Here is a 25763-nt window from a genome sequence, read left to right as displayed (position 1 = left end):
CTAAGAAAGAAGGACTGATAATGAAAACTTCACGTCGTAAAATGTCTTTGGTTCAGCTGACCTTTGTAGCAGCGGCCAACATGCTCGGTGCCGGCATCATCATGCTGCCGACGAAACTTGCCGAAGTAGGCACGATTTCGATTATTTCCTGGATTATTACTTCTCTCGGCTCTTTAGCCCTGGCACTGACGTTCGCCCGATGTGGTATGTTCTCTACCAAGCCGGGTGGCATGGGAGGTTATGCTGAGTATCGGTTCGGATGTCTTGGACATTTCATGACAAGTTATTCCTATTCCGTCTCTATTGTCATTGCAAACGTAGCTATTGCTATTTCAGCCGTCGGTTATGGTGCTGGCTTCTTTGGCACTGAACTGACGCCGTTGCAGACATGTCTATATACTATAGCACTTCTTTGGATTGCTGCTGCACTTAACTTCAGCGGTTCACGTTACTCCGGCAAACTAAGCACGATAACTATCTGGGGAGCCATTATCCCTGTTCTGGGTATTTCCCTCATCGGCTGGTACTGGTTCGATCCCCAGCTGTGGGTCAGCTCATGGAATCCGAACCATTTTGGCCTGGGGGACGCTATTGGCAATTCTATCGCCCTCACACTCTGGTCCTTCCTGGGATTTGAATCGGCAGCTGTCAATATGGATGCCGTAGAAAACCCGCAGCGTGCCGTCCCCATTGCGACCTTCGTCAGCACCGTTGCCGTTGCCATCATCTACGTAGCATCGACCAACGTCATTGCCGGTGTCGTTCCCAACAACGATATCCTCAATTCAAGTGCTCCGTTCGGCCTGGCTTTCGCCACCATGCTCGGTTCTACAGCAGGCAAAGCGGTCATGGGACTCATGGTCTTCTCCTGTGCCGGCTCTCTTCTTTCCTGGCAGTTTACGCTGGCCCGGGTCTTTAAAACAAGTGCTCAGCGCGGTCTGTTCCCGAAGGTATTTGCCAAAGTTACCGATGCCGATGTTCCTCTTAAAGGCATGATGCTCATCCTGGTCATGCAGAGCTTTTTATCCCTCATGACCATCAGCCCGACTCTGGCCGAACAATTTGAAAACCTCGCAAACCTGGCTGTCGTTACTAACGTAATTCCTTATATTCTCTGTTCAGCAGCCCTCAAATCCATTCTCGATACGGAAGGGATTTCCAATACCCAGTGCAACCGGAATACGGCTTATTTCTTTGCCGGTGTTTCCATCATCTATTGTTTCTATGCTATGACGACACTGGATCTGCCCACCTTCCTCGGTGGCTGTACCGCTGTCTTCATTGGCTGGATGACTTATGTAGTGCGTTTCGTCATCATGAAACAGCCATTTATGCAGGAACAGCGTGCAAAAAGCTGAATATCTGTATGTACACAAAAAAGCTGTCCTGCAAAGGACAGCTTTTTTGTATCTGTCTGTAATATATGATTGGCAATGAAATCAGTCCCTATGCCTGACTCCGGTGCAGCCTGTTCCAGATAAGTGGAATGAGATTGCTGCCAGCTACGGCAGCTATGATAGAAATAGTCTCTCCAGCAAGAGGAACAAGCAGCGTCAGAATACTATTTTCCGATAGCGGCGTATGACCTACGACGAACCGGATATACGGAGATGCCGGCATATTGAGGGCCAGCCAGGCCAGACTCATGCAAAGAATCCGTATGAGCTGAACGATACGGTCGCCCGTTTTGGGAAACCGTTCTTTTGCAGGGTAAAAGTATAGCGCGAACGAAGCCAGAACAAAAGCGATGAGCAGAAAAACGCAAAGCCCCAGGAGAATAAAGACGCCAATGAGCGGCCCATCCAGACCCGTCGTGTCCAGTACGGGAAAGAAGCACATCGTCATAAACGAAAGGGGGATAGGCAACGCATACAGCACCGGGTCGAAAAATTCCGACCAGGCATATTTCCTGCGCCGTTTTTTCCAGAAATCAAAGCCCCAGGCCAGCAGATTTTGTACAAGGATCGTTACGATCATCCAGCACGTATACAGAATGACCCGGCTATAATAATTCTGCCATAGACGCGTACCTATCAGGCTGTCAAAAAAGCCCGTCACCAGCATAAGACCAGTCAAGGCGCCATAGAAATACATTCCCGGTGAAGCATACAAGGTATATCCCTGATTTCTCACCTGCCGATGACGCTGCAGCAATGGCACCGTCAAAGAACCCAGGGAAAATACAAGAAAAGACAAAACGGTAAGAAATCCTTTATCAGAAACAAACGCCCCAAAAGGAACAGGGATCAGCCAGACGCACTGCCAGGCCAGATGAAGCCCATAGGGACGCCACGATGGGTTATTCATTTACACACGCTCTTTTCTGCAGGTATCATGAAACCGGCTCAGGACATAGGCTCCCAACATAGTCGCACATAGTTCGCCATACATAATACCGATAAAAACAATATCACGACCGATGGTAGGCCATTCCCAGAAGGAAGACGCCTTCCATATCTGCCCCATAAAGGCGCTGAATGCACCGCCAATAGCTGCCAGTACCAGCCAGGCAATGACAAAGCTTATACGGCTGATACGGGCATGTTTCGGGCCAAACGTCGCTTCTTTCGTGCCCACATAAGCTAGGGGAATCAGAAAGGACAGAGCCAGATGGGATATGAGCGCCACAGCCGCACTGGAACCGCTGTGAATCGTATAGGATCCAATGGGAATGGGAATAATGAAAAAGCTCATAAATACGCATTGACGGAAAATATCACGCCACCAGCTCATGCTATCTGCCTCCTGAAAGAAAAGTCATTTACAGTTTAGTATACCAAATTTCAAAAAGAATGCCTAGAGTTGAATCTTATGGTATAATAAATAAACACATGTAAAAGAGACATATATTATTTTTTTTGAATAGAGAAAGGTATACCCATGAAAACATTCCAGACACTCGGCGTTACGCCGGAATTAACCAATCTATTGCATACACAGGGCATCAATGAACCGACTGCCGTTCAGGCCCAGTCTATTCCCGCCATATTCAAAGGACGGGATGTCCTGGCCCAGGCACAGACCGGTACAGGCAAAACGCTGGCTTTTCTACTGCCAGCCCTGCAGCAGATCCGTACCGATTTATCGCGCGAACAGGTCCTGATTGTTGCTCCGACCCGCGAACTGGCCAAACAGATTGCCGACGTGGCATTGACTCTGGCGCCATCGCTTTCTGTCGATGTGCTCAGCCTGATTGGCGGCAAAACCATCGAAAATCAGCTCCAGAAGCTCCATCGCCACCCCCACGTCATCATTGGTACCCCCGGCCGGCTTCTCGACCACTGTGGCCGTAATTCCCTCGATTTATCCCATGTACGGCGGATCATCGTCGATGAAGCCGACCAGATGCTGCAGTCGGGATTCCTGGAAGACATTGACACACTCATTGCCATGACGCCGTCCAACAGACAGCTGCTTTTCTTCTCTGCCACCATCCCCGATAAAATCCGCAGTCTGGCTAAAAAGCATATGACTCATCCGTTAGTCCTCAATATCCTTGAAGGCGATACCATTGCTCTGGATACGATTGAACAGCGGATTTACATGGTCCAGGAAGAAAAAAAACTGGATTTTCTCTGCCAGATGCTGGCCGATATGAATCCCTATCTGGCTATTGTGTTCTGCAACACGAAAGAGCGCACGTCCTGGCTGGCGGGAGAACTCATTGCCCGCGGGTTCAACATCGGTGAACTCCACGGCGATATGAGTCAGGGTCGCCGCAGCCAGGTATTGCGTGATTTTTCCAGAGCCCGTACCCAGATTCTGGTCGCAACCGATATTGCAGCCCGGGGCATCGATATCGAAGGCATTACTCACGTTTTCAGCTATGATGTCCCCCACGACGTCGATTACTATATCCATCGCATAGGCCGCACGGGCCGTGCCGGCAGTGAAGGACTGGCCATCATGTTTGCTACCGCTGCCGATGAAAACTGGGTACGCCGTATCGAACACACGATTGAAGCGACAATTACCAAATATGCCGCCAATGGTCAGATACGGGTCAAAGCAAAAAACGCGGCACCAAAGAAAAAGAAAGTATACAAAGACAAGCTTCCGGCCAGCACCTATCAGACCACGAAAGAAAAACGCCATAAAACATTGCATAAAGGCGGAGATAACCGGCGCCGTCGGAAGAAACAATAAGAAAAACAGTAAAAGGGAAGCATTTCTGCATCATATCAAACCTGCAGAAATGCTTCCCTTTTTGCAATCCTCTTCTTTGTAAATGCCCTGTTTAATGATGACAGCCGGCGGCACAATTTGTTCCACACGTTCTGGCACTCTCATCATTCGTGAGCCCCAGTCGTCTGAGCATGACCATATCCCCGGCAATAGTCGTGCCTGATGTGGTAAGCATATTTCCCGTGATAGATGCAGAAGCACCGCTCAAAAGGGCTGTAGCACCGTTTTCAGGCAATAATTTTCTTCCTGCCGCCAGACGGATATTGGCTTCCGGATTGATAAACCGGAAAAATGCAATCGTGCGCAACACCTCTTTCCCATCCAGCTGGGGCCGGTTTTCCAGTGGCGTTCCCGGAATCGGCATTAATGCATTAATAGGAATAGACTGGATACCTAATTCAGCCAAACTGATGGCCATATCCAGACGGTCTTCCCATGTTTCTCCCATACCGATAATTCCACCGGAACAAACACACAATCCTTCTTTCTGAGCCAGCCGTATCGTCCGGATGCGGTCATCATACGTATGGGTCGTGCAAATCTGAGGGAAAAACCGCCGTGACGTCTCGATATTATGGTGATAACTGGTAACACCAGTTTCATGAAGCCGGTGCAGCTGCTTAGCCGAAAGCAGGCCATGAGACGCGCACAAACCGATATGAAGAGTGCTATGCATCGTACGGTATACATCGAGAGCCCGTTCGAAATCTTCCCCTGCCAGTGCTCGTCCTGATGTCACAATAGCAAACCGGTTAGCACCGGCATCCTGATTGGCTTTGGCATTCGCAATGATTTCTTCTTTAGGCAGAAACCCATATTCCTCACAATCGGTATGATGACAAGCCGACTGGGCACAATACTTGCAATCTTCTCCACAACGGCCGCTGCGGCCGTTGATAATCGTACAGAAATCGATATGATTCCCACAAAAATACTTCTGCAATACACCGGCCCCGTGCTGCAATTCTTCAAGAGGTGCCTGAAGAAATACTTGTAAATCATCGCCCCGCTTGAACCGATAACCAGCTAATACCTTTTCTGTTATCTCTGCAATACTATACTCCATACACTGACGTCCCTCCATATTTCTATCAGACTGATATGATATTTTCTATTATACCCCCTCGCCTTACATACGTCAACTTTTAATACGAAGTTTTAAAGTTAACAATGTATAGAATGCTGTCGCTTTTTGCTATCCGTTGCCATATATACAGAAAATTATCCGTTTCCACAACAAAACATCAGACATTGCTGCATCCTGCGTGATACATGCAATAAAGCTCCATCCAATGTGATAGATACACTTACATTGGATGGAGCTTTGCTAATGACAAATGAACACATAGGAGAGGAGACTGCCAAGCTGCCCTTCTATTGCTGAAGAATGTCTTCTTTTTTCTGCAACAGTTCCGGATGGCGTACCATATATCCTGTCAAATTTTTCCACGCCGTACATTCATCTACATAGGGAATCGGTCCTTCACAGAGTTCATCTTCTTTATGATGCTTCCCCAATGGCTGATAAAATTCATTTTCAAAAGTTCCATATGCATCCGGTCTGAGCCAATGATATGGCGTAACTAAATGGTCGATAGGTTCAGTAAGCGAAGAAAATAAAGAATAATATGTAAAGCCTTTTGGTGCAATCAGTTCAATAACCGTAGGCATGATATTCATATGACCACCAATAGTGTTTCCGGCAAAAATATGCTGATCCAAGTCTTTATGATACACCATGAAAACCGGACAATGCTGCTCCCGTATGGAACAATCCCGATTCATAATAGAGGTATGTTGCAGTGGCGTCATATTAATAGCATGATCGGCTGTAACAATAAAAAGACTATCCGGATAGGCAGCACGCATACGATCAATAAAAGTACCGATGGCCTGATCAGAAAGCCAGAACGTACCTAAATTTTCCTGCAAACTCTTATTATGTTTGATATCGTCAGGAGCATCAGGCATAACACTTTCTGTGTCATATCCATACTTTTTCAAATTAATTTTAAACGGGCCATGATATGATGTCGTATATACAAAATGAAATTCAGGCTTCCCGGAATTGGTCTGCTGAATCAGTTCAGCTGCTTTATCTAAAAATACATTATCATAGACTCCTACCCACGTTTTAGGAGCCTTCGGACCACAAAAATCAGTAGCTGTCATTACCCTGTCAAAACCACAAGCTGGTGCAAACTGATTAAAATTACCATACGTCACATTTCCACCATACCAATAGGTAGAAGTATACCCTAATTTCTTTAACTGCAAAGGAAATGCTGTAGGAACTGTTCCCTTCCAAAATGTTTCTTTTTCGTTGAGTTCCAAACCTGCGTCAAAAATCCCCGACATAAGACTTACAATAGAAGGTCTGGAAATAATCCCTGATGAAAGAGAATTAGACAAAACAGCCGTATGGACATCATTCATTAATCTTTTGCCGCCTGATGTCAGGTTCAAACAAGCATAAGCAGGATCAAATAACTGTTGTAAATAACTTTCACCAACAATTAAGAAAATATGAGATGGTTTTTTTATCCTCGGACCTTTTGCAATATGTCTGAACGCATACACAGGGTTAGGGTATGACGTAATATCGTCTGCTCCGGCAGGTAATACGGCCTGCATTGACTGTAAATCTTCTTCATCACTATGGGTATATGCATCATTCAGTTTATGTTTCTTGACTTGTTCCAAAGCAACTAAATCATCGACCGTCGCTTTGGCAAAAAAAATGTCTTTTTTTACAATACTCGGTATGGTATCCCACTCTGGTTTGTCATCATGCCAAAACGTACCGCCATATCGAAACCAGTAAAATCCAAGGATAATACCCACACATATCAGTATATTAAATATATACATACCTATAGAAGATGTAAAAGCAGGATATGGAATACTTGGCAAGGCTAAAAAACTCATTATCCAGTACTTAACAATCCACCCGTACGGAATCCCTGCCAGTATAAACAGGAGTCCATGATCCTGATGAAAGAAAACATCCACAAGATTATGCTTTTCCGCTTTAGCACCTAAACGGACTATCTGATTATATGTATCATGAAAATGATTATAAAATATCATTTTCCCCACAAAGGCAGCATACAATACCAGTGCATACACTAATCCTGCATATAATAAGATATCATTCTCTAACGCATGGTAAGAAGTGATGAACAATCCTGGAATAGAAACCAGAACCAGGGGCAGCAAAAAAACGTAGGCATTAAAATCCATACCCCACCAGAATCCATACCGGAAACAATGCCATACTACCTTCCAACGACCTTTTAAGCTGGGATAGGGAGAATATACCTTTATAAAAATGGCTCGGAATATGGCACATAAAATAGGAAAAACTAAAAATAATTTGATATCCTGTTGCATCGATAGAAAGAATTGTTCAAACACAATGACACCTCATATATTGTGAAACATAGAGTTACTTATGTAAAAAATAAACAAATTTTATTGACCAACATCTCTTTATTTTATCTCTTTACTTGTTGATATTATTGTAAAACTACACAATCTGCCCTTATACATCTTATGATAATTTTTTATAAAAACTCAAGAAATAACAACAGCCAAATCTAAATTATTAAAACTGTAAAAAGAATCTATAATTATAATGTTTTTCTCCTCCCATTTCTAATTTATATCTTTCATCGCCACGAGATAAATCTAACCCTCGAATTTGAGAATTTTTTTGCAAATATTTTATACTCTCACTAATCATTAGTTTTCCTGGAGCATAATGTGAAAAAGAACTATCCATTGCTACAATAGGAAAAACAATTTCATTAAAATTAGTAAGAAATCCGCTCATGAACGCTGCCGGACAGTGTTGCAAAAATAAACAAAAAGTATAGTGCGAATCCATATTTTTCATTGCCCAAGTCAGCGGAGAGAAATATCGATGTTTAATAAACGGAAAAAAATCCATTTTTCGTTGTTTTCTTTCTGATTCTCTTTTTGTATAAATTCTCATTATATCAGATAAAAATTTTTTATCCCCAAATGGACCATGGATTACCTTCAAATGCATCTCTGCATTAATCTTTTTAACCTTATTATAGGCTTTGTGAAGATTAGATTTTGAATTTCGCGATAAACCTTGAAAATATGGCTCATATTCATCGGGAAAAATAATTTTGACACAAACACGATCCATTTCTTTTTTTAAATTATACAATTTTAATAGAGTATCATAATTATTTTCAAAAAAATTATATAATCGTGAACGCTGATTTATTTTATAAAGTTTTAATTCCATTCCCTTGAAATATTGTCCTAGTTCTTTGAAAGCTGAGAAAAATTGCTCATCTGTAATGTCTCGAGAGTAAATAAAGTCTAAATTTCCAGCCCCGCTAATATTTTCCCCAAAAATGTATGCACATTTCTTTTTAACATATATAGGCATAATCATTAACGGAGTAGCTTTGTCATTATCTTTATAATACACAAGAAAATAATCTTGCTGAAATAAAGTAGTTGGCTTTACCTTTTTATATGTAAAAATATTTTCATTATATTCTCTTGATGAATATGGAAAAACATAACAGTTACCCTGATAAAGTTCTTTCCAAATTTTATCTAAATCTGACTCTTCCCATTTATACTGAACTAACACAAATATCACATCGCCTTTCGTAATAAAAATTATGTCAAATGTAAATACAAGTTATTAATAATAAGCAGATAAACCATAGAACATTATCACTTTCTCAAAAATTTGATACGTAGTCAATATTCTAACTTATCAGTTTAGATCATAATATTTTTTATACCAGACGGCAAACTTTCCCAATCCTTCTTCTATCGTCGTTTCTGGTTTAAAATCAAAGTCTTTCTGGAGATCCGTGACGTCTGCATAGGTCTGGTATACATCTCCCGGCTGCATGGGCAAGTATTCTTTTTCTGCTTTCTGTCCCAGTGCTTGTTCCAGTACTTCGATAAAATGCATAAGTTGTTCCGGTTTATGGTTGCCAATATTATATACTTTGTACAAGTCTCCCAATTCATTCGCCTTAGGTGGATTACAAAGCATGTGCTCAATACCTGTTACGATATCATCGACATAGGTGAAATCCCGGTACATATCGCCATGATTGTAAATCTGGATAGGTTCACCCTTCCGGATCTTATTAGCAAATTTGAAATAAGCCATGTCCGGCCGTCCATAGGGACCATACACAGTAAAAAAGCGGAGTCCCGTCGCCGGAATACCGTAGAGGTGACTGTACGTATAGGCCATGAGTTCATCCGATTTCTTAGTTGCCGCATAGAGACTGATAGGATGATCCACATTATCACTTGTAGAAAAAGGCGTTTTCTGCTGATTACCATATACAGAAGAACTGGAGGCAAACAGCAAATGCTCAACCGTATGATGACGACAGGCTTCAAGAATATTAAAAAATCCAATGATATTGGAATCAATATAGGACCGGGGATGGTCGATACTGTAGCGTACTCCCGCCTGGGCAGCCAGATTGACAACAATATCCGGCTGGAACATTTTAAACTGTTTATTCACCGTATCCGCATCAGCCAGGTCCCCTCTGACAAAGGTAAAACATGGATAGTCTTTTAATATACGCAGACGGCTTTCCTTCAGACTGACATCGTAATAATCATTGAGATTATCTAATCCCAATACAGTCGTCCCCAAATCGAGCAGGCGCTTTGCCAGATGAAATCCGATAAAACCGGCGGCACCTGTAATCAATATCTTCTTTGATGTATCAAAATTTTTGTACTGATTCATTTCTATCAACTACTTTCTTTTAAATCATTGTATCTTGTTTTCATTATAATCATCTTTTATGTTTTTCCTACCCAAATCAGTTTTCAAAGTATCTCGAGTAAATTGGAATTCTTTACTAGACAGGTCATTTTTTTCATCCAAATGATTTGATTTAATTTGTAATATCCCACCTATCAATTCATACATCAAATCATTGGTAAAATATTGATTTTCATGTTCTATTAACACTGAGGTTGTTTGAGGATATAACTGTTCGTACTCATCGGACAAATAAATAATAAGAGGAATTCGAAGATTAATAAAAGGAATATTATCCGCAACTCGCTTTCTATATGGATTAGCACCATGATCAGAAAAGAAAATCATAACCTGTAAATTTAGATTTTCTTTAGCATATGAAAAAATCTGCTGTAACACCCAATCATCATAAGCCATTGAATCTTCATAATTTGAAACCAAATCAAAGACGCCAGCTGTCCCAAATCGGGTAAATTCTGGTGGAAAACGATGGAGTGTTAATTCATGACTCCCCATTACATGTAAAACAATAAAGTTATTCTCGTTCGCATTGACTTTTTTCAAGGAAGGTAATAAATCACCATCATATAATACTCTATTATTTTCAGTCCCATCTTCAATCCAATAAGCCACATCAGCAGTCCTTGCTATTAATTGTATAGGTGTATCTGCTGTATTTCTTACGCTCTGATTACTAAACCAATATGTCTTATAACCAGCTTTCTTAGCTAAGTCAATGATAGTGAGAGACTGACTAAAATCTTTATTATTGTACTGATTCTTTTCAGTGAGTGCTCTTTCTAAAGATTGCATTGTCGAACCATAAGAAGAATATGCATGATTAAATCGCAAAAAATGAGTGCTATCTTTTTCAATTTTTTCCCTAAGCCATGGCGTAGTATCGTTCGCACTATATCCATATGCACTCATGAAATTTCGTCCAGCTGATTCACCAATAACTAAAATAACAGTTGATGGCTTAGAAAATTTGTTCGCCGAGGAGATTACTTGTAATTGATCAAAATTCGCTTTATGGTATTTTTCAAATTTCTTTGCATTATCAAGATATTGCTTAGCGCCTAACATTGAATGAATGACACCCGTACCAGCAAAGCATTTAGGCAAGTAAATGCCTATCGAAAAAATCAACACGAGCAATACTAAAAAGGGCTTTCTATTTTTTCTAAAGTCCACAGAAGTAATTTTTGATGATATTTCAAGTTTATTTTGTCTAATAAGGAATATACAAAGCAAACTCACGCCTACAATAAAACAAAAAATTCCCATTACACCTATATTTTGTAGTAGATATTCTTTAACTTCATTGGGATTAGATTGTAAAAAAGCAATACTAGCTGCGGTGCTAATCGTTGTATAATAATAACTAAAGTAGCTCAATTCAATCAATGGGATTAACAACAAAATAGTTTGAATAAAACCGAGCATAAAGTTGATGAATTTACTAGACCTTTTGAAAACTAGATATAGAAATATTCGCAAAAAGATAAGAAGTGAAAAAACATATCCACCAAAAGCAATATCAAAAAAGTTATTTATATTGGTTGAAACATTTCTATAAGCAAAATAGTCAAGTATATTGTGTGTTAAAATCCAAGCAATACCTATAAAACAATCTGGTAATATTTTCTTTATTGGGAAATCATAATAATTCCAATAAAAAAATGCAAGTGTAACCACTACAGCTACTGGAAAATAACGCCTCATATTAAGAAAGAACCGATAAGATTCTGTTCCAATGGATGTAAAGAAAAAAACACTTAACATCAATAAATAGGTGCTCAAAAAAAATATAAAATATTTTTTATCAATCTTTAATACGTATTTTTTCATTTTCTCCTAATCTCAATCTCGGTCAAAAATATCCCGTGTATAGACTTTATCACGAACATCGCTTAGTTCTTCAGCCCAGCGGTTAGAAATAATAATATCACTCATCTCCTTGAACTCGTTCAAGTCACGGATGACACGGGAATGGAAAAAGTCATCCGCTTTCAACGTCGGTTCGTAGACGACGACCTCGATGCCTTTCGCCTTGATGCGTTTCATGACCCCCTGGATAGCAGAAGCGCGGAAATTATCGGAATGGCTCTTCATTGTCAGCCGATAGACGCCGACGATGCGGGGATTTTTGGCAATAATCATATCGGCAATATGGTCTTTCCGCGTCCTATTTGCCGCAACAATAGCAGAAATCAGATTCTGCGGCACATCCTGATAATTGGCCAAAAGCTGCTTTGTATCCTTCGGCAGGCAGTATCCACCATATCCGAAAGACGGATTATTATAAAAATCTCCAATGCGCGGATCAAGGCACACTCCATCAATGATATCTTTTGTACTGAGTCCCCTCATTTCGGCATAAGAATCAAGTTCATTGAAATAAGCCACACGTAATGCCAGATAGGTATTGGCAAAGAGCTTGATAGCTTCAGCTTCGGTCGATCCGGTAAACAACATAGGAATATCCTGTTTTACTGCTCCGTCAGCCAGCAAATTTGCAAAAACATGAGCTCGTTCCGACCGTTCGCCGACGACAATACGAGATGGATGGAGATTATCATACAGGGCCTTGCCTTCCCGCAGAAACTCCGGAGAAAACATGATATTGTCCGTATGGTAAACTTCCTTGATGTGCTGTGTATATCCGACAGGAACTGTCGATTTAATGACCATGACCGCTTCCGGATTGATATCCAATACTTCTTCAATGACCGATCCAACCGATGAGGTATCAAAGAAATTTTTATCCGGATCATAGTTAGTCGGCGTCGAAATAATAACGAAACTGGCCCCGACAAAGGCCTCTTCCGGGCGGAGAGTCGCCTTGAAACGGATATCACTGCGCTGTAAAAACTTGGAAATATCATCATCGATGATAGGCGATATTCCCTGGTTCAACATATCTACTTTTTCAGGAACAATATCCAGTGCTACCACTTCATTATGCTGTGCCAGAAGCATGCTGTTGGAAAGCCCTACATATCCAGTTCCGGCAATCGCTATTTTCATTAGTCTCCCTGCTCTCTTATATTAAATTAATAATTCACATGTACGTATTATATCACATGACATGGGATAATTTAACATTTCTTAAATAATATCCAACAGAACAATTCGTAATGACAGATTATGCCTTGTTCCAAATTTATATTTGTATTATGATATTATATGTATTTTATATCACATTTTTACCTAAAATTTACATTCTGAGGTGAATATCCCAATGATTCCATCTTTCTTTCAACATATACCATTCCACGCTATTCCCAAAAAAGCGATGGGGAATAGCGCGAAACTAACCGGTTTCCTATTTATGATACTCTTACTTATCATGGCTCTATGTTTTAAAGATTCGTTATTGCATGTAGGACATATGACAGTTCTCCGCCTTCTTCGCAGCATCTTTTTTACCTGGGCCGTGTTTACATGTCTCCCGCTGACATTAGATATGACTGCTTTCAAAATACCCGTTCAAAAAAGTAAGCTCATCCATTGTGCTATTTGTACGATCCTATGGATTGCTATATATACGGCCGTATTTTCCCGGATTCCTGACGCTTTACATAAAGACATCGGCAATTATTACATAGTTCCCTGCTTGTTCTTCGCATTACAGCTAATCTGCATCATCACTATATCCTGTATCAGAAAAAGCTGGCGAATTTTATGTTCCCTGTTATACTCCATAGGAATATTCCTGTTCTTTGTTTGTGCTATTTTTTATGCCTCTTATGCACTTATTTACGGACAGACATTCGATGAATATGCTTTATTATCTGTCATAGCCACTAATCCTGACGAAATCGTCAATTATCTGACAGCTACGTTTTCGCCAACAAAACTGCTCATTATAGGAAGTTTAATTGTAGCCTTATTTGCAGTAATCTTGTGGAGTACATTCCACACCACGTCCCATCCATATACGGGCCATTTGAAAAAGAAGAAAGTAGTTATTTTTGCAATCGTTATCGTGTATTTTTTCATCAATTATCTTATGACTATTTTTCCGACAGATCAGGTCCTGCATCTGCGCCGTCTCAACGGTCCTATGAATGCTTTTATCCAGTTGAAAAATAATATTGATGCCAATACGGAATCTCTTTCCATTAAGTCGGATAGCATGACGCTCTCTCAAAAGCTACCCGGTACAGTCATTGTAGTTATAGGAGAAAGTGCCGTTCGCGATAGAATGTCTGCTTTCAATGATTCCTATCCCAACAATACGACCCCTTGGGAAAAAACACAGAAAGCCAGTCCTGATTTTATCTTTTTTGACAAATCCTATGCCAATTTTCCCAATACAGTCATGGCTGTTACACAAGCACTGACCAGTTCCAATCAATACAACAAAGTTCCCCTCAAAAATGCTACAGATATTCTCGATGTAGCAAAAAAAGCCGGATATCATACCTATTGGCTTTCTTTGCAAAACAAGAGTACGGTATCCGATGCCGGTGTCACCGTTTTAGCCGACAGGGCTGATACGGTAAAATGGCTCCATGGAGAGGATGAAACTGTTATTCCGGAACTTCAGCGCATCTCCGCTGAAAATGATAATGCCAATAATTTTATCATCATCCATTTGAATGGCAGTCATTTCCGCTATGACCGGAGAGTTCCTGAATCGTTTATTCAATCCCGCCATCTGCCAACGTCATCCAAAGAGGATTATTATGACGATTCCCTGCAATATACAGACTACGTATTGCAACAGATTTACGAGTATGGAAAAAATCACATGCAACTGCAGGCCATGGTCTATGTGTCCGACCATGGAGAAAATATGGAATATACCCATACGTCTTCTCCATTCCGTTTTGATATGGTCCGCATTCCTCTATGGCTATATCTATCTCCGGCATATGCTCAGGCCTATCCAGATACAGTCAGGACATTGCGGGACCATTCCCATGATATCTTTACGAATGACCTGTTGTTTGAATCTCTTTCTGGAATCATCCAGGCACCGTCCAATTTCTATCATGCAGAATATGATCTCTCATCTCCTGATTATTCTCTTACCCTTGATCAGGCGCTCACGCTGCATGGCAAAAAACATATACGCGAAGATATATAACAAGCAGAATCAGCCTGGCTGATTCATAAAAAACAGAGGCTGTCTCACCGACCTTATCGTCCATGAGACAGCCTTTGACATATTGTATACTTTTTATTATAGATGTGTTTTATAACGGATCCGTAACCATGAATACCAGAACATTCCCTTGATATATCCTGCCATATTGCCATGGGCTTTCTGATACCGGCCCCATTGCTGGAAATCATGATAATTCTCAGGCTTTTTGACAGGCAATAGATTGGTAATCGTTTTCCATGGGGATAATGCATTATATGTCCGCCACTTGGCATCAAACTCTGTCAGGACCATCTGCCACGGCTTACGTCTTCCCGTCCAATGAACGAAAACACTATCTCCCTGATCCCTGCTTCCTCCGCCATACATATTATACTGCCTGGGAAGGAAGTAATTCTGACCATCAAAGACAAGATTCAGTACATCCTGACTCTGTCCAAGAAAACGGTCTTTCGGTTCGCATTGATAAGCAAAACACTGTTCTGTAATCTGCTGATTTTCCCACGCATCGACATCGACCAGCATGATGCCATCATTAAAGTATTTTCCACTCGATAATTTCAGATATCCCGCCCGATATGTTACAGCCTCCGGTTTCTCCGATACAGCTCCCATTGCTTTTCCCTGCATATCCAGATTCCATAAATCTCTCAGGGACCGGACACACATAGCATCGGCATCGACATAAATAAACCTCGGTGTGAGGCCTTTTAACACCTTGGGCATATACAGACGAGCATAGGTAATACGGGAGAACCGGGCTACCTTGATATGAAAATCTTCAAAGGGCGTCATATTCAGTTCATAGAGATAACATGTGCACTGAAATTCATTGGCGACCTTGTCAATGAGGGTTTCATTTTCCGAAGAATAGCCATCCGTGAAGATATGAAAGACAAAATCCATATCCGGATTATTTTTGACGACAGAAATCAGAGAGGCTCCCATAATAGAAATAAACGGGTCATTGACATTATAACAGACATGGCAGACAGTCTTTTCTCCATCACTCTTTACATAAGAGAACCGTTTCGTTGATCGTATGAAATTTTTTTTATCAAAAAATGAAGGTTCAAATGTTTTCGTAAGAATCGTCCTTTCTCTCTGGCGCAGTCAGATTATGGTTATCTGTCTGTAATCGATGATAAGCAACAGAAGCCAAACCAATACCCAGATACGTACTGTACAAGCGCATGACAAATTTATCAATAACTCCATTATTAACAAGTCCATGAAACATAACAGTTAAAAAAGCCCAGAATAAGGCATTTAAAAATATGTCATTAGGATTTGCTCTTAATTTCTTACACAAATAAACGAAGATACCTATCGTAAACAAAATGAAGCCAGTACCACCAACAACACCTGTTTGAGAAAACCAATAAGCATATATATTATGAGGCTGTGTCAGTTCTTTTTCTTTGGCATCTGGTAATATATAATGATTAATATATTCGTCATGCCAATGTCTCAACCCTATTCCGACTAATTTGTGATCCTGCCACATAGCATAACTTGATTTCCATAAAAGTACCCGTTCATAATCATATGATCTGACAGCCCCTTTATTTCCATTATATTTTATAAAAAACGTGCCTGCTGTAATTCCCAAAACCAAACAAATGGCCAAGGCCATACCCATTATCTTCTTTTTATCCATTCGTGACAAGCTGCCAAATCGGATTATGCAATAAATAATACCTCCGATTCCTAATCCCAGCAAAGCACCACGGCTAGCTGTCAGTGCCAGGACAAAGCAGGTCATAATAGCTGTTACACCTGCGGCAATCTTGATTTTCTTATTCTTTTGACCAGCTACAGCATACACAAGAAGGAATGGTATATTCATTTCAATCATTTCAGCTAAAAAATTAGGGTTTCCCAGATAACTCTGTATCCGTACTGTTTCCGACAAAACCATCCACTGATATAGCGCATATCCACCTAACGTCCAGCTTCCTGCAATAATTCCCAAAATAATACTTGTACCCGAAAACTGTCGTTGCATAGTGACATAATATAGAAAAAACGGAATTATAGACCAGCTAGTAAAATCTAATGCCTTCAAAAAGGAATCATAATGCCCGGCCAGGACAGATGCTAATATAATAAGAGCAAAAAATGGCAGGTACATCCAACAAAATAATTTATCCGGCCATATAACAGATTTAATTCCCTTTTTCCAACACATCATTATCATACACAAGGCCAAACACCCCATAGAAATACTGTATAATGCATTAGAAATAATACTAGTCGCCGCATAAATAGTTAAAAACTGAATAAAAAATAAAAATTTTATATTATATTTACTTATCATAATTATAATCCTTTACATTCAAAAGGTAATGTTGTAATGTATAAACATTTTTTCTACACTAATTCATCTGATACTTATATAAAAAGCTGTGATATAGCTTATCATTTCTTCATTTTTCTCTTATATCTTTTCTGTCCATAATATTTAACTATTAGTGGAAAATTACAGAGTGCCCATTTAATAATAGATGATTTTATTCCTATCTTAATCGTAGAATTTCTTCTTTCATGATGGATAAACTCCATAACTTCCTTTACCTGCTTATCCGCAAGGGAAGGATTTCCATATTGGATAACCATTGTCTCTATTGCTTCCTTCATCACTTTCGACCCAACTATCTTTTTTACGTTTCCCCCCAGGAGACAGAACTCAAAATATCATATCGTTCATAAAGGGCTTTAAAATGACAATAGCGGGTAAAAGGCTGCATTATACTTAAAAAACTTGTAATAGAATTTACATTATCTCTATTATAGTAATATAATCTTTCCGGTAAATATACAATTACATTTGCTCTATCAAGAACGTGAATTAATATAAACAAGTCTTCATATTTATATTGAACGGGAAAACGGACAGTCTCCCATAGGCTTCTTTTAAATAATTTATTCCACATATAATTAGGAACAAAGTCTGCAATGAGCAATTTTTTTATATTTATATTTCCCTTTCTTAATTCGTTTTTATATTTTTTATGAAAATCAGGAACAGGTAGAACTGATTTTCCACTTTTTATCTGATAAAAATCAAACAAAACTATATCTGCATCATGTTTCTCTATTTCACCAACGGCATGTGAAATAAAATAAGGAGAAACAAAATCATCAGAATCCACAAAAGATATATAATCTCCTCTTGCTCTATCCAGGCCATTATTTCTAGCCATACTGACTCCACTATTTTCCTGATGGATAATTACCACACGATCATCTGTTTGGTATTTTTCACAAATAAAAAGTGAATTATCAGATGAGCCATCATCAATTAATATAATCTCGATATTTGGGTATTCCTGATTCAGTAAAGATTTTATACATCGTTCAAGATATACCTGAGTATTATATACTGGAACAATAATACTCACAAGGGGATTCTTATCAGTTGTCATACCTTATTCTCCCATTTAATAGATATTAGCATCAAAACCGACAAATAAACTAGTGGATCTAGAGATTCTAGTCTCCATGTACTATATTCTTATTCACGTTCAAACGGTGATGCCGTGGGAAACAATTGTTCGTAAAATGCTCTCATAGCCTGCTTATCTTCCAGTTGTCCTTTAGAATCAGCATTAATACAAAAAAGATACGGTTCAAAACGACAAATCTGCTTGCGTGTCTTTTCATCTTCAGAACCACAGTAACATACCCAGGAATATCCTTTTGGTTTATGTATGTGTTTTTTCCAGAAACTGGGGGGTTCAACGAGCTTTAAAGTACCATGCCCATTATAAACAGCATCCATGTTAAACAAACATCGTTCTATATCATTTTCATTTCGGAAACGATAATGCATGCTTTCTGATAATGCTTCATTATATTTTTTTAAAGCTTCCTGAAATAAAGATTTCCTATAGGCGTCAATATTGTGTGCCGATACATAAAATTCGTGTTTTCCATAATTCTTATATAATAAATGCCATGCTCTCAAATTCGTTTTCATCCATGTACTTGCTGAATTGTACTTATTTTCAAAATCTGCTAAGTCCTCGATGCGCTTAAATTTTTCAAAATACTTCACATAAACAACGGGTTCCCCTGCAGATGTAAAAAAGAATTCCGGTACAATAGTTCTGCCAAAAAACATATCATCATTGCCATATAAAAAATGCTCTGATAACCCCGGGATATTAACAATGTAACGTTCTATAATAGATGATGAAAAGCACGGGATAAGTTCTTGTGGCATAATCTGGGAATGGTCGATGACCGTTACTTTTTCATAGTCCGTATTCAACCACCGGGGAGTTTGCCGGTCGGTAACGATATAGACATGATGAATCCAGGGAGCATACATAGTAAGAGACCGTAAAGAATATCGAAGTTCTTCATTATCAGCAAATCGGTGATTCCCCACTGAATCAGAATCATGGGTTCCTTTTTCCTGCTGAAGATAATAATTCTTTCGTTCCTGAAAGGCCGGATCATTACCATCACACCAACAATACACCATATCAATTGGACCTATATTCATGAATCTATCACCATTCCTCTATATTTTCCAACCGGCTCCAGCTCATGTTATTACTCTTATTTCTCGGACAAAATCCCAACAATCCGCTGTATGAGCTTATCCTGCCCATATTTTTCATTGGCTCCGAGGAGTCCCTGCCGGTATGTTTCCTGATGGTCAGGAAATGTATTGACGAAATTTTCTAATTGCCGTGAAAACACTTCAACAGAATCGAGTTGCACGGCTTCCCCTATATTAAATTCCTTAAGAATTTCGGGATTCATTTCAGGCGATTGAAGTACCGGTTTATAATATCCAATTGCCGTAAACAGCATGGCACTGGGCTGATACCGGTAGCGTTCAGCTCCATAGGGAAGGAGCATGACATCTATATTCATGATTTCCTGCTGCCATTCCATCCCCAGGAGGTTCTTGTGCAGAAAGTGAATATTTGTATACGATGCATATTTATTCCGTAGTCGTTCAAAATCATCACTATCCGACTGTGTAGCCGTAGCGCCTTGCACCGTCAGTGTAACAGGCGTTGTAAATTTGGCTTTTACGAAGGCCTGCAGGAAGAAATCCAGATTTTTTTCCCGGCGGTATTGACCAAAAAAGCCAAGGCGCAACGGCGTATGGATATGAAATTCCGGTGTAACAGGTAAATCAAAAGGCACATATACAGGAGCCATAATAGTGTGGAAATTAGGGCATTTATTTAATTCCGGAAATTCGGTTTGTAATCCCAACGCCCCCAAATGAATATTGGGATATCTCTTCAAGCTTTTTACACCATCACAGAATCTCCGCCGGTCTTTCGGCATGATGCCATGAAACATGAATAAAAACGGAACTGTACTATCCTTCAGTATACTATGGCGGATAGAACGCATGACACGCCAGCTATTGGTCGGTACAATGACAGCATCGCATTTCCCGGCAGCACCTTTCCGGCAGGCACTATCCAACCATGCCACGCGCCGTTTTTCCCGCTGCATAGACAGCCATAACCGTTTCAGACGGCTGACACCGGCATAGGAGATAGCTTCTCCTCCTTCGAGGTATTCTACATCACAATGATAATCCAATTTAAAGGGAAAATGTTCCGGCACAAAAAAAACAGGTTCGTGACCCTGTTTTTTCAATTCTTCTACCAGGATACGGTCAAATTCTACTTCATGCCCTGCTGGCATGACAATTGACTCTAAAATGGCAATACGCAAAGTAACAGACTCCTCTCACGATTTCTATTTAAGCTATTGCAGACGCATCAGCCAGGAGTGAAGAATCCTGTCGTAATCAGGGAACCGGCTGATCAGGCTTTTTATAAACGACTCATCATACGTGTGAGTCGTCAAATTACGGTCATCGACCATTTTTAAAGCCAATTCCGTATCGGACTCACCCAAAATTCCTATTTCCCTGCATGAACGAATCACTTTTTTCGGTGACGCCACATCTATACCTTCCTGTGTATAGAGATATTCTTTCGCACATTTCCAGACAAGTTCAAAGGTAAATTCAAACCGCTGAATCAGGGCATCGCGTTCAATTTCTGTCAAATCCTGCCGGTGAGCAAGTTCATGAAATTTTGCCAGTGCCCTGACAGCTAATTCATATCGTTCCGTAATTCTTTCCATACGATACCTTCTTTCCTGATGCGTTGACAGAGAGCTTGGCCAGCATGATTCATATCTACTATGTCTACTCTTCTTGGAATCGTCGAGTCTTCTAATTTTTCCCGTAGTACTGATATTTCATAGGAAAAATCTTCTGTGCTTTCAATAGCAATATCGATGTCTGAGCTCCGTTTCTGCTCTCCTCTGGCCCAGGAGCCAAATAAATAAATTCTTACATTTTTGTCTTTGAAATGCTGGATAACCATATGCTTAACGCTCCGGATAGCCGTTTCTTCCATCTTATCGGTCACCGTGCTTCCGCTGCAGTTCATGTAGTTTCAGATACTTCAGCATAGTATAAAAGAAATGGGTACAGCATAGATAGGAACCGATGGCTCCATCAAGAAATCCCTTACGAAGGACAAACATTTTGAAAAATCCTCCTATGCTGTGAAGAAAAATACCTCCCATAGACGTCCGTTTACCCCGTTTATAGGCATCTTCTGCCCAGATAGTCGTATACAGGCATAACTTCTCTTCCCATTCTTTCCAATCACGGTATGTATGGTGTTCGATATAACCGGACAATCTTTTTTCCGGCAATTCACATTCAGGGTGTTCGTGCACTTTATGGACCCAGCGGACGGTCGTACGGGGAAACATGCGCCGCACGTGATCCGGATCGAGTACACCATGACTGAATGTTACATCAAAGGCAACGGATTTACGGGTAATCGCATATTGTGCCCCCATATCACTATCCTCCAGGACCTGATGGATAGCAGCAATGAGGTCATCGTTAAGCCGTTCATCTGCATCAAGATAGAGAACCCAGTCCGCTGTTGTCTGTTCTAGTGCAAAATTGCGTTGTGCGGCAAAATCATCGTCCCAGGCACGGTAGGCGACATGTGCTCCTTCTGCTTTAGCCAGCTCTACCGTACGGTCCGTACTGCCTGAATCAATGACGACCACCTCGTCTGTACACTTTTTAGCATTGCGGACGACATCGACAATATTTATTTCTTCGTTTTTAGTCAGGATTAATATAGCTAATGAATTCACAATGAATTCCTTTCTGCAACATGTATAAATGGGCATATAATCACATAATATTGTACCATATTGCGCTCTTAAAGTCATGGCCTGACAGAAAAAAGAGAGACTGCCATGGATGTACTGATCCCCAATCGTGAGATGTTAGGTCTAACAATTGGTGGTCAGCTCAAGAGACAGTCTCTCTTTCATTTGTATGGAAGTTTACATTTTACCAATGTCTTTCAACAGTTGTTCGCATTTTGCCCGTACTTCCGGTGTGGCATCGACGAGGGGCAGGCGGAACGGACCGGCCGGATAGCCGAGCATGTTCATCATCGTCTTGATGGGAACGGGGCTTACGGTGCAGAAAATCCCTTTCATGAACGGCAGGTATTTCTGATGCAGTTTGGCTGCTTTCTGGACATCACCATCTTTATGGGCCTGAATCATTTCATCCATTTCCTTGCCGATGACATGGGCGGCGACGGATACGACGCCTTCGCCGCCTACAGCAACGATAGGCAGTGTCAGGTTGTCATCGCCGCTATAGAGATGGAACCCTTCCGGTGCATTGGCTGCTACATACCCGGCATAATCAAGGTCACCGCTGGCATCTTTCAGGCCAATGATATTGGGGAAATCGTGGGCTAGTTTGCACACTGTCGGCGGTTCGATTTTGCCACCTGTACGGCCAGGTACGTTGTAGATGAAAATAGGCAGCTTTGTCGCTTTAGCAATGGCCGCAAAATGGGCGTAACAGCCTTCCTGATTTGGCTTGTTATAATATGGTACGATACAGAGAATGGCATCAACGCCCGTTTCTTCTGCTTTTTTAGCAAGAGCAATAGACTGGGCCGTATTATTCGTTCCTACATTGCCCATGACCAGTGTCTTGTCTTTCAGGGCATCAGCCGTCATTTTGAAGAGTTTCAGTTTTTCGTCTTCTGTCATGACGGCCCCTTCGCCAGTTGTCGCAGCTACGAGGATACCGGCGCCTTCATCAGCATATTTTTTTGCCAGATTGACAAAGGCTTCATAATTGACAGAACCATCTTCATGAAATGGCGTAATCATCGCCGTTATAATATTAGGAAAAGTTAACATATACATTCATCTCCTAGTTAGTCAGTTACTTAATCATATCATGGGCCAGCATGTATTCGGCAATTTGTAAGGCATTGAGTGCGGCCCCTTTACGGATCTGGTCACCGGAAACCCAGAGATTGATTGCTTTCGGATTGTACAGGTCTTTGCGGATACGACCGACATAGCAGTCATATTTTTCCGACGTATAGAGAGGCATGGGATATTCCATTTCCGCCGGATTATCCTGTACCTGTGCACCGGGGAAAGCGTCGATGGCTTTACGCACGGCTTCTACATCCAGTTCGTCTGCCGTTTCGACCATGATGGATTCGGCATGGCTGCGGAATACAGGCACGCGGACAGTCGTCGCCGTAATGGCAATGCTGTCATCGTGGAGCATCTTATGGGTTTCGTTGACCATTTTCATTTCTTCTTTGGTGTAATCGTTGTCCATGAATTTGTCAATCTGCGGAATCAGATTGAATGCGATAGGATAGTGCTTGGGAAGGCTCTTGCTCGGCAGAATCTTCGGCTGCATTTCTTCCCCTTTAAGATATGCTTCCGTTTCTTCTTTGAGTTCATCAATACCTTCCTTGCCAGCTCCGGATACAGCCTGATAGGTGCTGACCACGATTTTTTTAATCGGTGAAAGGTCATGGATTGGTTTCAATGCCATGAGCATGATGATCGTCGAGCAGTTCGGGTTGGCAATAATGTTTTTATGCCAGGCAATGTCTTCCGGATTGACTTCCGGCACGACAAGAGGTACTTCGGGATCCATACGGAAGGTGCTGGAGTTGTCAATGACGACACATCCCCGTTTTGCCGCTTCCGGTCCCAGTTCTTTACTAATGGAACCACCAGCAAACAAGCCGATATCAACACCGTCAAAAGATTCCGGCCTGGCTTCTTCTATCGTATATTCCTGACCATTTACGGTCATTTTTTTACCTGCTGAACGGTACGAAGCCAGCAATTTCAGCTGACTGTATGGAAAGTTCCGTTCTTCAATGAGACGGATAAATTCCTGTCCTACGGCACCTGTGGCACCCAAAATAGCTACTACCGGTTTCTTTGTCATTCTGAATTCCCCCTATTATGCCGGTTCCCGCATGTTTTATAAGAAATTTTCCAGACCGAATGTCAGGCCCGGATGAGAACCGACTTTCTTTACAGCCAGGATAACGCCCGGCATAAACGATTTGCGGTCGATTGAGTCATGACGGATGGTCAGATATTCACCATATCCGCCAAAGAGTACCTGCTGATGAGCCACATATCCGGGCAGGCGTACGCTGTGGATGGGAATGCCATCTACTTTAGTACCACGGGCACCTTCAAGGCTTTCATGGGTCTTGTCCGGAGCCGGTTCGATACCAGCTTCTTTGCGGGCTGCGGCAATCATATTGGCCGTCATGATAGATGTGCCAGATGGTGCATCCAGTTTATTGTTATGGTGCATTTCAATGATTTCTACGTCAGGCAGATATTTGGCTACTTCCGTAGAAATCTTCATCATGAGAACGGCGCCGAGACCAAAATTAGGGGCAATAAAAATGCATGTCCCTTCAGCCAGGGCCATTTTTCCCAGTTCGTCCCGCTGTTCAGCCGTAAGACCGGTCGTTCCGACGACCATATTGACACCATGTTCAATGACCGTTTTAGCATTATCAAATATAGCCCGCGGCGATGTAAAATCAACGACAACATCGGGCTTTACGTCATCAATCGTCTTTCCCAGATTGTCACGGACAGGCATATGCAGCGTGCCAATGCCAGCAATCTCACCCAGGTCTTCCCCGATATGTGTAATGCTGACACCGCCTGCCAGTTCCAGATCTTTATCTTCATACACGGCTTTTACTACCTGGCTACCCATGCGGCCATCTGCACCGTTTACGAGTACCTTCAGCATACTATCACACTCCCTACTGCAGTTCCGGCAAGAAATTGTTTACTCCCTCACCCTGCTAATATATAAAAATAATATACCTTATATTCTTCTTAGTCAAGGCAAACGCCTGTATACATAACATCTTATTTATACGTAAATCATCCCATTTGCCATAGCATGAACCTATATCCAAAAGGGTTACTTCTTACAATCCGATATGTTTCCCCGTACCTGGCAGATGAGCTGCCGGGCCGCCGTGATACTGGCAGGACTCGTATCGTCACCGGCAAACATGCGGGCGATTTCCCGGATATGGTCTTCTTCACTCAGTTTCCGTACCTGGGTAACGGTCCGCCCATCTTTTTCTTTTTTGTAGATGAAGTAATGGTGGTCTGCACTGGCCGCCGTCTGTGGCAGATGAGTAATACAGAGTACCTGCCCCCGGCGGCTGAGTTTGTGTATTTCTGCTGCTACCTGAAGGCCTGTCTGCCCGCTGATTCCGACGTCGATTTCATCAAAAATCATCGTCCGTCCTTCGACAG

Annotated in this window: 22 protein-coding genes and 1 pseudogene; 3 read left to right on the top strand and 20 right to left on the bottom strand. The window is 41.3% G+C overall.

The window, feature by feature from the left end; genetic code table 11:
* Window positions 1-20 precede the first annotated feature (20 nt).
* Complete coding sequence (gene potE, locus B4H10_RS02165) at window positions 21-1358, top strand: putrescine-ornithine antiporter (protein WP_113855786.1); 1338 nt, start codon at window positions 21-23, stop codon at window positions 1356-1358.
* An 88-nt stretch (window positions 1359-1446) separates the two neighbouring features.
* On the opposite strand, the gene B4H10_RS02160 is transcribed toward potE, so the two are convergent.
* Window positions 1447-2307, bottom strand: coding sequence for a hypothetical protein (locus B4H10_RS02160; RefSeq protein ID WP_292018092.1), 861 nt, complete (start codon window positions 2305-2307; stop codon window positions 1447-1449).
* Window positions 2308-2733: a hypothetical protein gene (locus B4H10_RS02155; RefSeq protein ID WP_292018091.1), complete on the bottom strand. Its 426-nt coding sequence runs from the start codon at window positions 2731-2733 to the stop codon at window positions 2308-2310.
* Between the two features lie 147 nt (window positions 2734-2880).
* Here B4H10_RS02155 and B4H10_RS02150 point away from each other — a divergent pair, with 147 nt between their 5' ends.
* Window positions 2881-4146 carry a DEAD/DEAH box helicase gene (locus B4H10_RS02150; RefSeq protein WP_292018090.1) on the top strand — a complete coding sequence of 422 codons (1266 nt, stop codon included), beginning with the start codon at window positions 2881-2883 and terminating at the stop codon, window positions 4144-4146.
* 91 nt (window positions 4147-4237) lie between these two features.
* Here B4H10_RS02150 and bioB read toward each other — a convergent pair whose 3' ends face one another.
* From bioB to B4H10_RS02120, 6 genes are all read right to left on the bottom strand, one after another.
* Window positions 4238-5251: a biotin synthase BioB gene (bioB, locus tag B4H10_RS02145; protein ID WP_292018089.1), complete on the bottom strand. Its 1014-nt coding sequence runs from the start codon at window positions 5249-5251 to the stop codon at window positions 4238-4240.
* A gap of 308 nt (window positions 5252-5559) precedes the next feature.
* Window positions 5560-7602: an LTA synthase family protein gene (locus tag B4H10_RS02140; protein ID WP_292018088.1), complete on the bottom strand. Its 2043-nt coding sequence runs from the start codon at window positions 7600-7602 to the stop codon at window positions 5560-5562.
* A 190-nt stretch (window positions 7603-7792) separates the two neighbouring features.
* A complete protein-coding gene (locus B4H10_RS02135; RefSeq protein ID WP_292018087.1) occupies window positions 7793-8824 on the bottom strand; it encodes a GNAT family N-acetyltransferase in 1032 nt (343 codons plus the stop codon).
* Window positions 8825-8953: 129 nt separating this feature from the next.
* A complete protein-coding gene (locus B4H10_RS02130; RefSeq protein ID WP_059076024.1) occupies window positions 8954-9961 on the bottom strand; it encodes an NAD-dependent epimerase in 1008 nt (335 codons plus the stop codon).
* Between the two features lie 24 nt (window positions 9962-9985).
* Window positions 9986-11830 (bottom strand): phosphoethanolamine transferase, encoded by a 1845-nt coding sequence (locus tag B4H10_RS02125; protein WP_292018086.1) that lies wholly within the window; start codon window positions 11828-11830, stop codon window positions 9986-9988.
* 12 nt (window positions 11831-11842) lie between these two features.
* Entirely contained in the window at window positions 11843-13009 is a 1167-nt protein-coding gene (locus B4H10_RS02120) for a nucleotide sugar dehydrogenase (protein ID WP_292018085.1), read from the bottom strand.
* 922 nt (window positions 13010-13931) lie between these two features.
* Between B4H10_RS02120 and B4H10_RS02115 the strand changes: the two genes are divergently transcribed.
* Window positions 13932-15077, top strand: coding sequence for a phosphoethanolamine transferase (locus B4H10_RS02115; RefSeq protein WP_292018084.1), 1146 nt, complete (start codon window positions 13932-13934; stop codon window positions 15075-15077).
* Window positions 15078-15173: 96 nt separating this feature from the next.
* Here B4H10_RS02115 and B4H10_RS02110 read toward each other — a convergent pair whose 3' ends face one another.
* From B4H10_RS02110 to B4H10_RS02055, 12 genes and pseudogenes are all read right to left on the bottom strand, one after another.
* On the bottom strand, window positions 15174-16139 hold the full coding sequence (locus B4H10_RS02110) for a glycosyltransferase family 8 protein (protein WP_292018107.1): 966 nt from the start codon (window positions 16137-16139) through the stop codon (window positions 15174-15176).
* Window positions 16140-16167: 28 nt separating this feature from the next.
* Window positions 16168-17415 carry an O-antigen ligase family protein gene (locus B4H10_RS02105; protein WP_292018083.1) on the bottom strand — a complete coding sequence of 416 codons (1248 nt, stop codon included), beginning with the start codon at window positions 17413-17415 and terminating at the stop codon, window positions 16168-16170.
* A gap of 343 nt (window positions 17416-17758) precedes the next feature.
* Window positions 17759-18523 (bottom strand): glycosyltransferase family 2 protein, encoded by a 765-nt coding sequence (locus B4H10_RS02100; RefSeq protein WP_292018082.1) that lies wholly within the window; start codon window positions 18521-18523, stop codon window positions 17759-17761.
* Window positions 18524-18612: 89 nt separating this feature from the next.
* A complete protein-coding gene (locus B4H10_RS02095) occupies window positions 18613-19608 on the bottom strand; it encodes a Stealth CR1 domain-containing protein (RefSeq protein ID WP_292018081.1) in 996 nt (331 codons plus the stop codon).
* 56 nt (window positions 19609-19664) lie between these two features.
* On the bottom strand, window positions 19665-20810 hold the full coding sequence (locus B4H10_RS02090; RefSeq protein ID WP_292018080.1) for a glycosyltransferase family 1 protein: 1146 nt from the start codon (window positions 20808-20810) through the stop codon (window positions 19665-19667).
* A gap of 33 nt (window positions 20811-20843) precedes the next feature.
* Window positions 20844-21227 (bottom strand): HI0074 family nucleotidyltransferase substrate-binding subunit, encoded by a 384-nt coding sequence (locus B4H10_RS02085; RefSeq protein ID WP_292018079.1) that lies wholly within the window; start codon window positions 21225-21227, stop codon window positions 20844-20846.
* The gene (mntA, locus tag B4H10_RS02080; RefSeq protein ID WP_292018078.1) at window positions 21197-21505 is read right to left on the bottom strand and encodes a type VII toxin-antitoxin system MntA family adenylyltransferase antitoxin; all 309 of its coding nucleotides are present in this window, start codon (window positions 21503-21505) and stop codon (window positions 21197-21199) included. Before mntA ends, B4H10_RS02085 begins: the two co-directional genes overlap by 31 nt.
* Window position 21506: 1 nt before the next feature.
* Entirely contained in the window at window positions 21507-22268 is a 762-nt protein-coding gene (locus tag B4H10_RS02075; RefSeq protein ID WP_292018077.1) for a glycosyltransferase family 2 protein, read from the bottom strand.
* A 195-nt stretch (window positions 22269-22463) separates the two neighbouring features.
* Window positions 22464-23345 carry a 4-hydroxy-tetrahydrodipicolinate synthase gene (dapA, locus tag B4H10_RS02070; RefSeq protein ID WP_059076017.1) on the bottom strand — a complete coding sequence of 294 codons (882 nt, stop codon included), beginning with the start codon at window positions 23343-23345 and terminating at the stop codon, window positions 22464-22466.
* A gap of 25 nt (window positions 23346-23370) precedes the next feature.
* Window positions 23371-24408, bottom strand: a complete 1038-nt coding sequence (locus tag B4H10_RS02065) for an aspartate-semialdehyde dehydrogenase (RefSeq protein WP_075581128.1) — start codon at window positions 24406-24408, stop codon at window positions 23371-23373.
* A 36-nt stretch (window positions 24409-24444) separates the two neighbouring features.
* Window positions 24445-25242 (bottom strand): 4-hydroxy-tetrahydrodipicolinate reductase, encoded by a 798-nt coding sequence (dapB, locus tag B4H10_RS02060; RefSeq protein ID WP_075581129.1) that lies wholly within the window; start codon window positions 25240-25242, stop codon window positions 24445-24447.
* Between the two features lie 177 nt (window positions 25243-25419).
* A pseudogene (locus tag B4H10_RS02055) lies at window positions 25420-25763 on the bottom strand (DNA repair protein RecN); the annotation flags it as partial.

Source organism: Megasphaera sp. UBA4382, from assembly GCF_002391155.1.
In the GTDB taxonomy this organism is placed as follows: domain Bacteria; phylum Bacillota; class Negativicutes; order Veillonellales; family Megasphaeraceae; genus Megasphaera; species Megasphaera hexanoica.
The sequence above is the reverse complement of the archived record's forward strand: the minus strand, read 5'-3'. Positions and strand labels throughout refer to the sequence as shown.

Excerpts from the sequence above, each read along its gene's own strand:
- potE (WP_113855786.1), top strand. The coding sequence starts at position 21 with ATGAAAACTTCACGTCGTAAAATGTCTTTGGTTCAGCTGACCTTTGTA.
- B4H10_RS02160 (WP_292018092.1), bottom strand. The coding sequence starts at position 2,307 with ATGAATAACCCATCGTGGCGTCCCTATGGGCTTCATCTGGCCTGGCAG.
- B4H10_RS02155 (WP_292018091.1), bottom strand. The coding sequence starts at position 2,733 with ATGAGCTGGTGGCGTGATATTTTCCGTCAATGCGTATTTATGAGCTTT.
- B4H10_RS02150 (WP_292018090.1), top strand. The coding sequence starts at position 2,881 with ATGAAAACATTCCAGACACTCGGCGTTACGCCGGAATTAACCAATCTA.
- bioB (WP_292018089.1), bottom strand. The coding sequence starts at position 5,251 with ATGGAGTATAGTATTGCAGAGATAACAGAAAAGGTATTAGCTGGTTAT.
- B4H10_RS02130 (WP_059076024.1), bottom strand. The coding sequence starts at position 9,961 with ATGAATCAGTACAAAAATTTTGATACATCAAAGAAGATATTGATTACA.
- B4H10_RS02125 (WP_292018086.1), bottom strand. The coding sequence starts at position 11,830 with ATGAAAAAATACGTATTAAAGATTGATAAAAAATATTTTATATTTTTT.
- B4H10_RS02120 (WP_292018085.1), bottom strand. The coding sequence starts at position 13,009 with ATGAAAATAGCGATTGCCGGAACTGGATATGTAGGGCTTTCCAACAGC.
- B4H10_RS02105 (WP_292018083.1), bottom strand. The coding sequence starts at position 17,415 with ATGATAAGTAAATATAATATAAAATTTTTATTTTTTATTCAGTTTTTA.
- B4H10_RS02100 (WP_292018082.1), bottom strand. The coding sequence starts at position 18,523 with ATGACAACTGATAAGAATCCCCTTGTGAGTATTATTGTTCCAGTATAT.
- B4H10_RS02095 (WP_292018081.1), bottom strand. The coding sequence starts at position 19,608 with ATGAATATAGGTCCAATTGATATGGTGTATTGTTGGTGTGATGGTAAT.
- B4H10_RS02085 (WP_292018079.1), bottom strand. The coding sequence starts at position 21,227 with ATGGAAAGAATTACGGAACGATATGAATTAGCTGTCAGGGCACTGGCA.
- mntA (WP_292018078.1), bottom strand. The coding sequence starts at position 21,505 with ATGGAAGAAACGGCTATCCGGAGCGTTAAGCATATGGTTATCCAGCAT.
- dapA (WP_059076017.1), bottom strand. The coding sequence starts at position 23,345 with ATGTTAACTTTTCCTAATATTATAACGGCGATGATTACGCCATTTCAT.
- B4H10_RS02065 (WP_075581128.1), bottom strand. The coding sequence starts at position 24,408 with ATGACAAAGAAACCGGTAGTAGCTATTTTGGGTGCCACAGGTGCCGTA.
- dapB (WP_075581129.1), bottom strand. The coding sequence starts at position 25,242 with ATGCTGAAGGTACTCGTAAACGGTGCAGATGGCCGCATGGGTAGCCAG.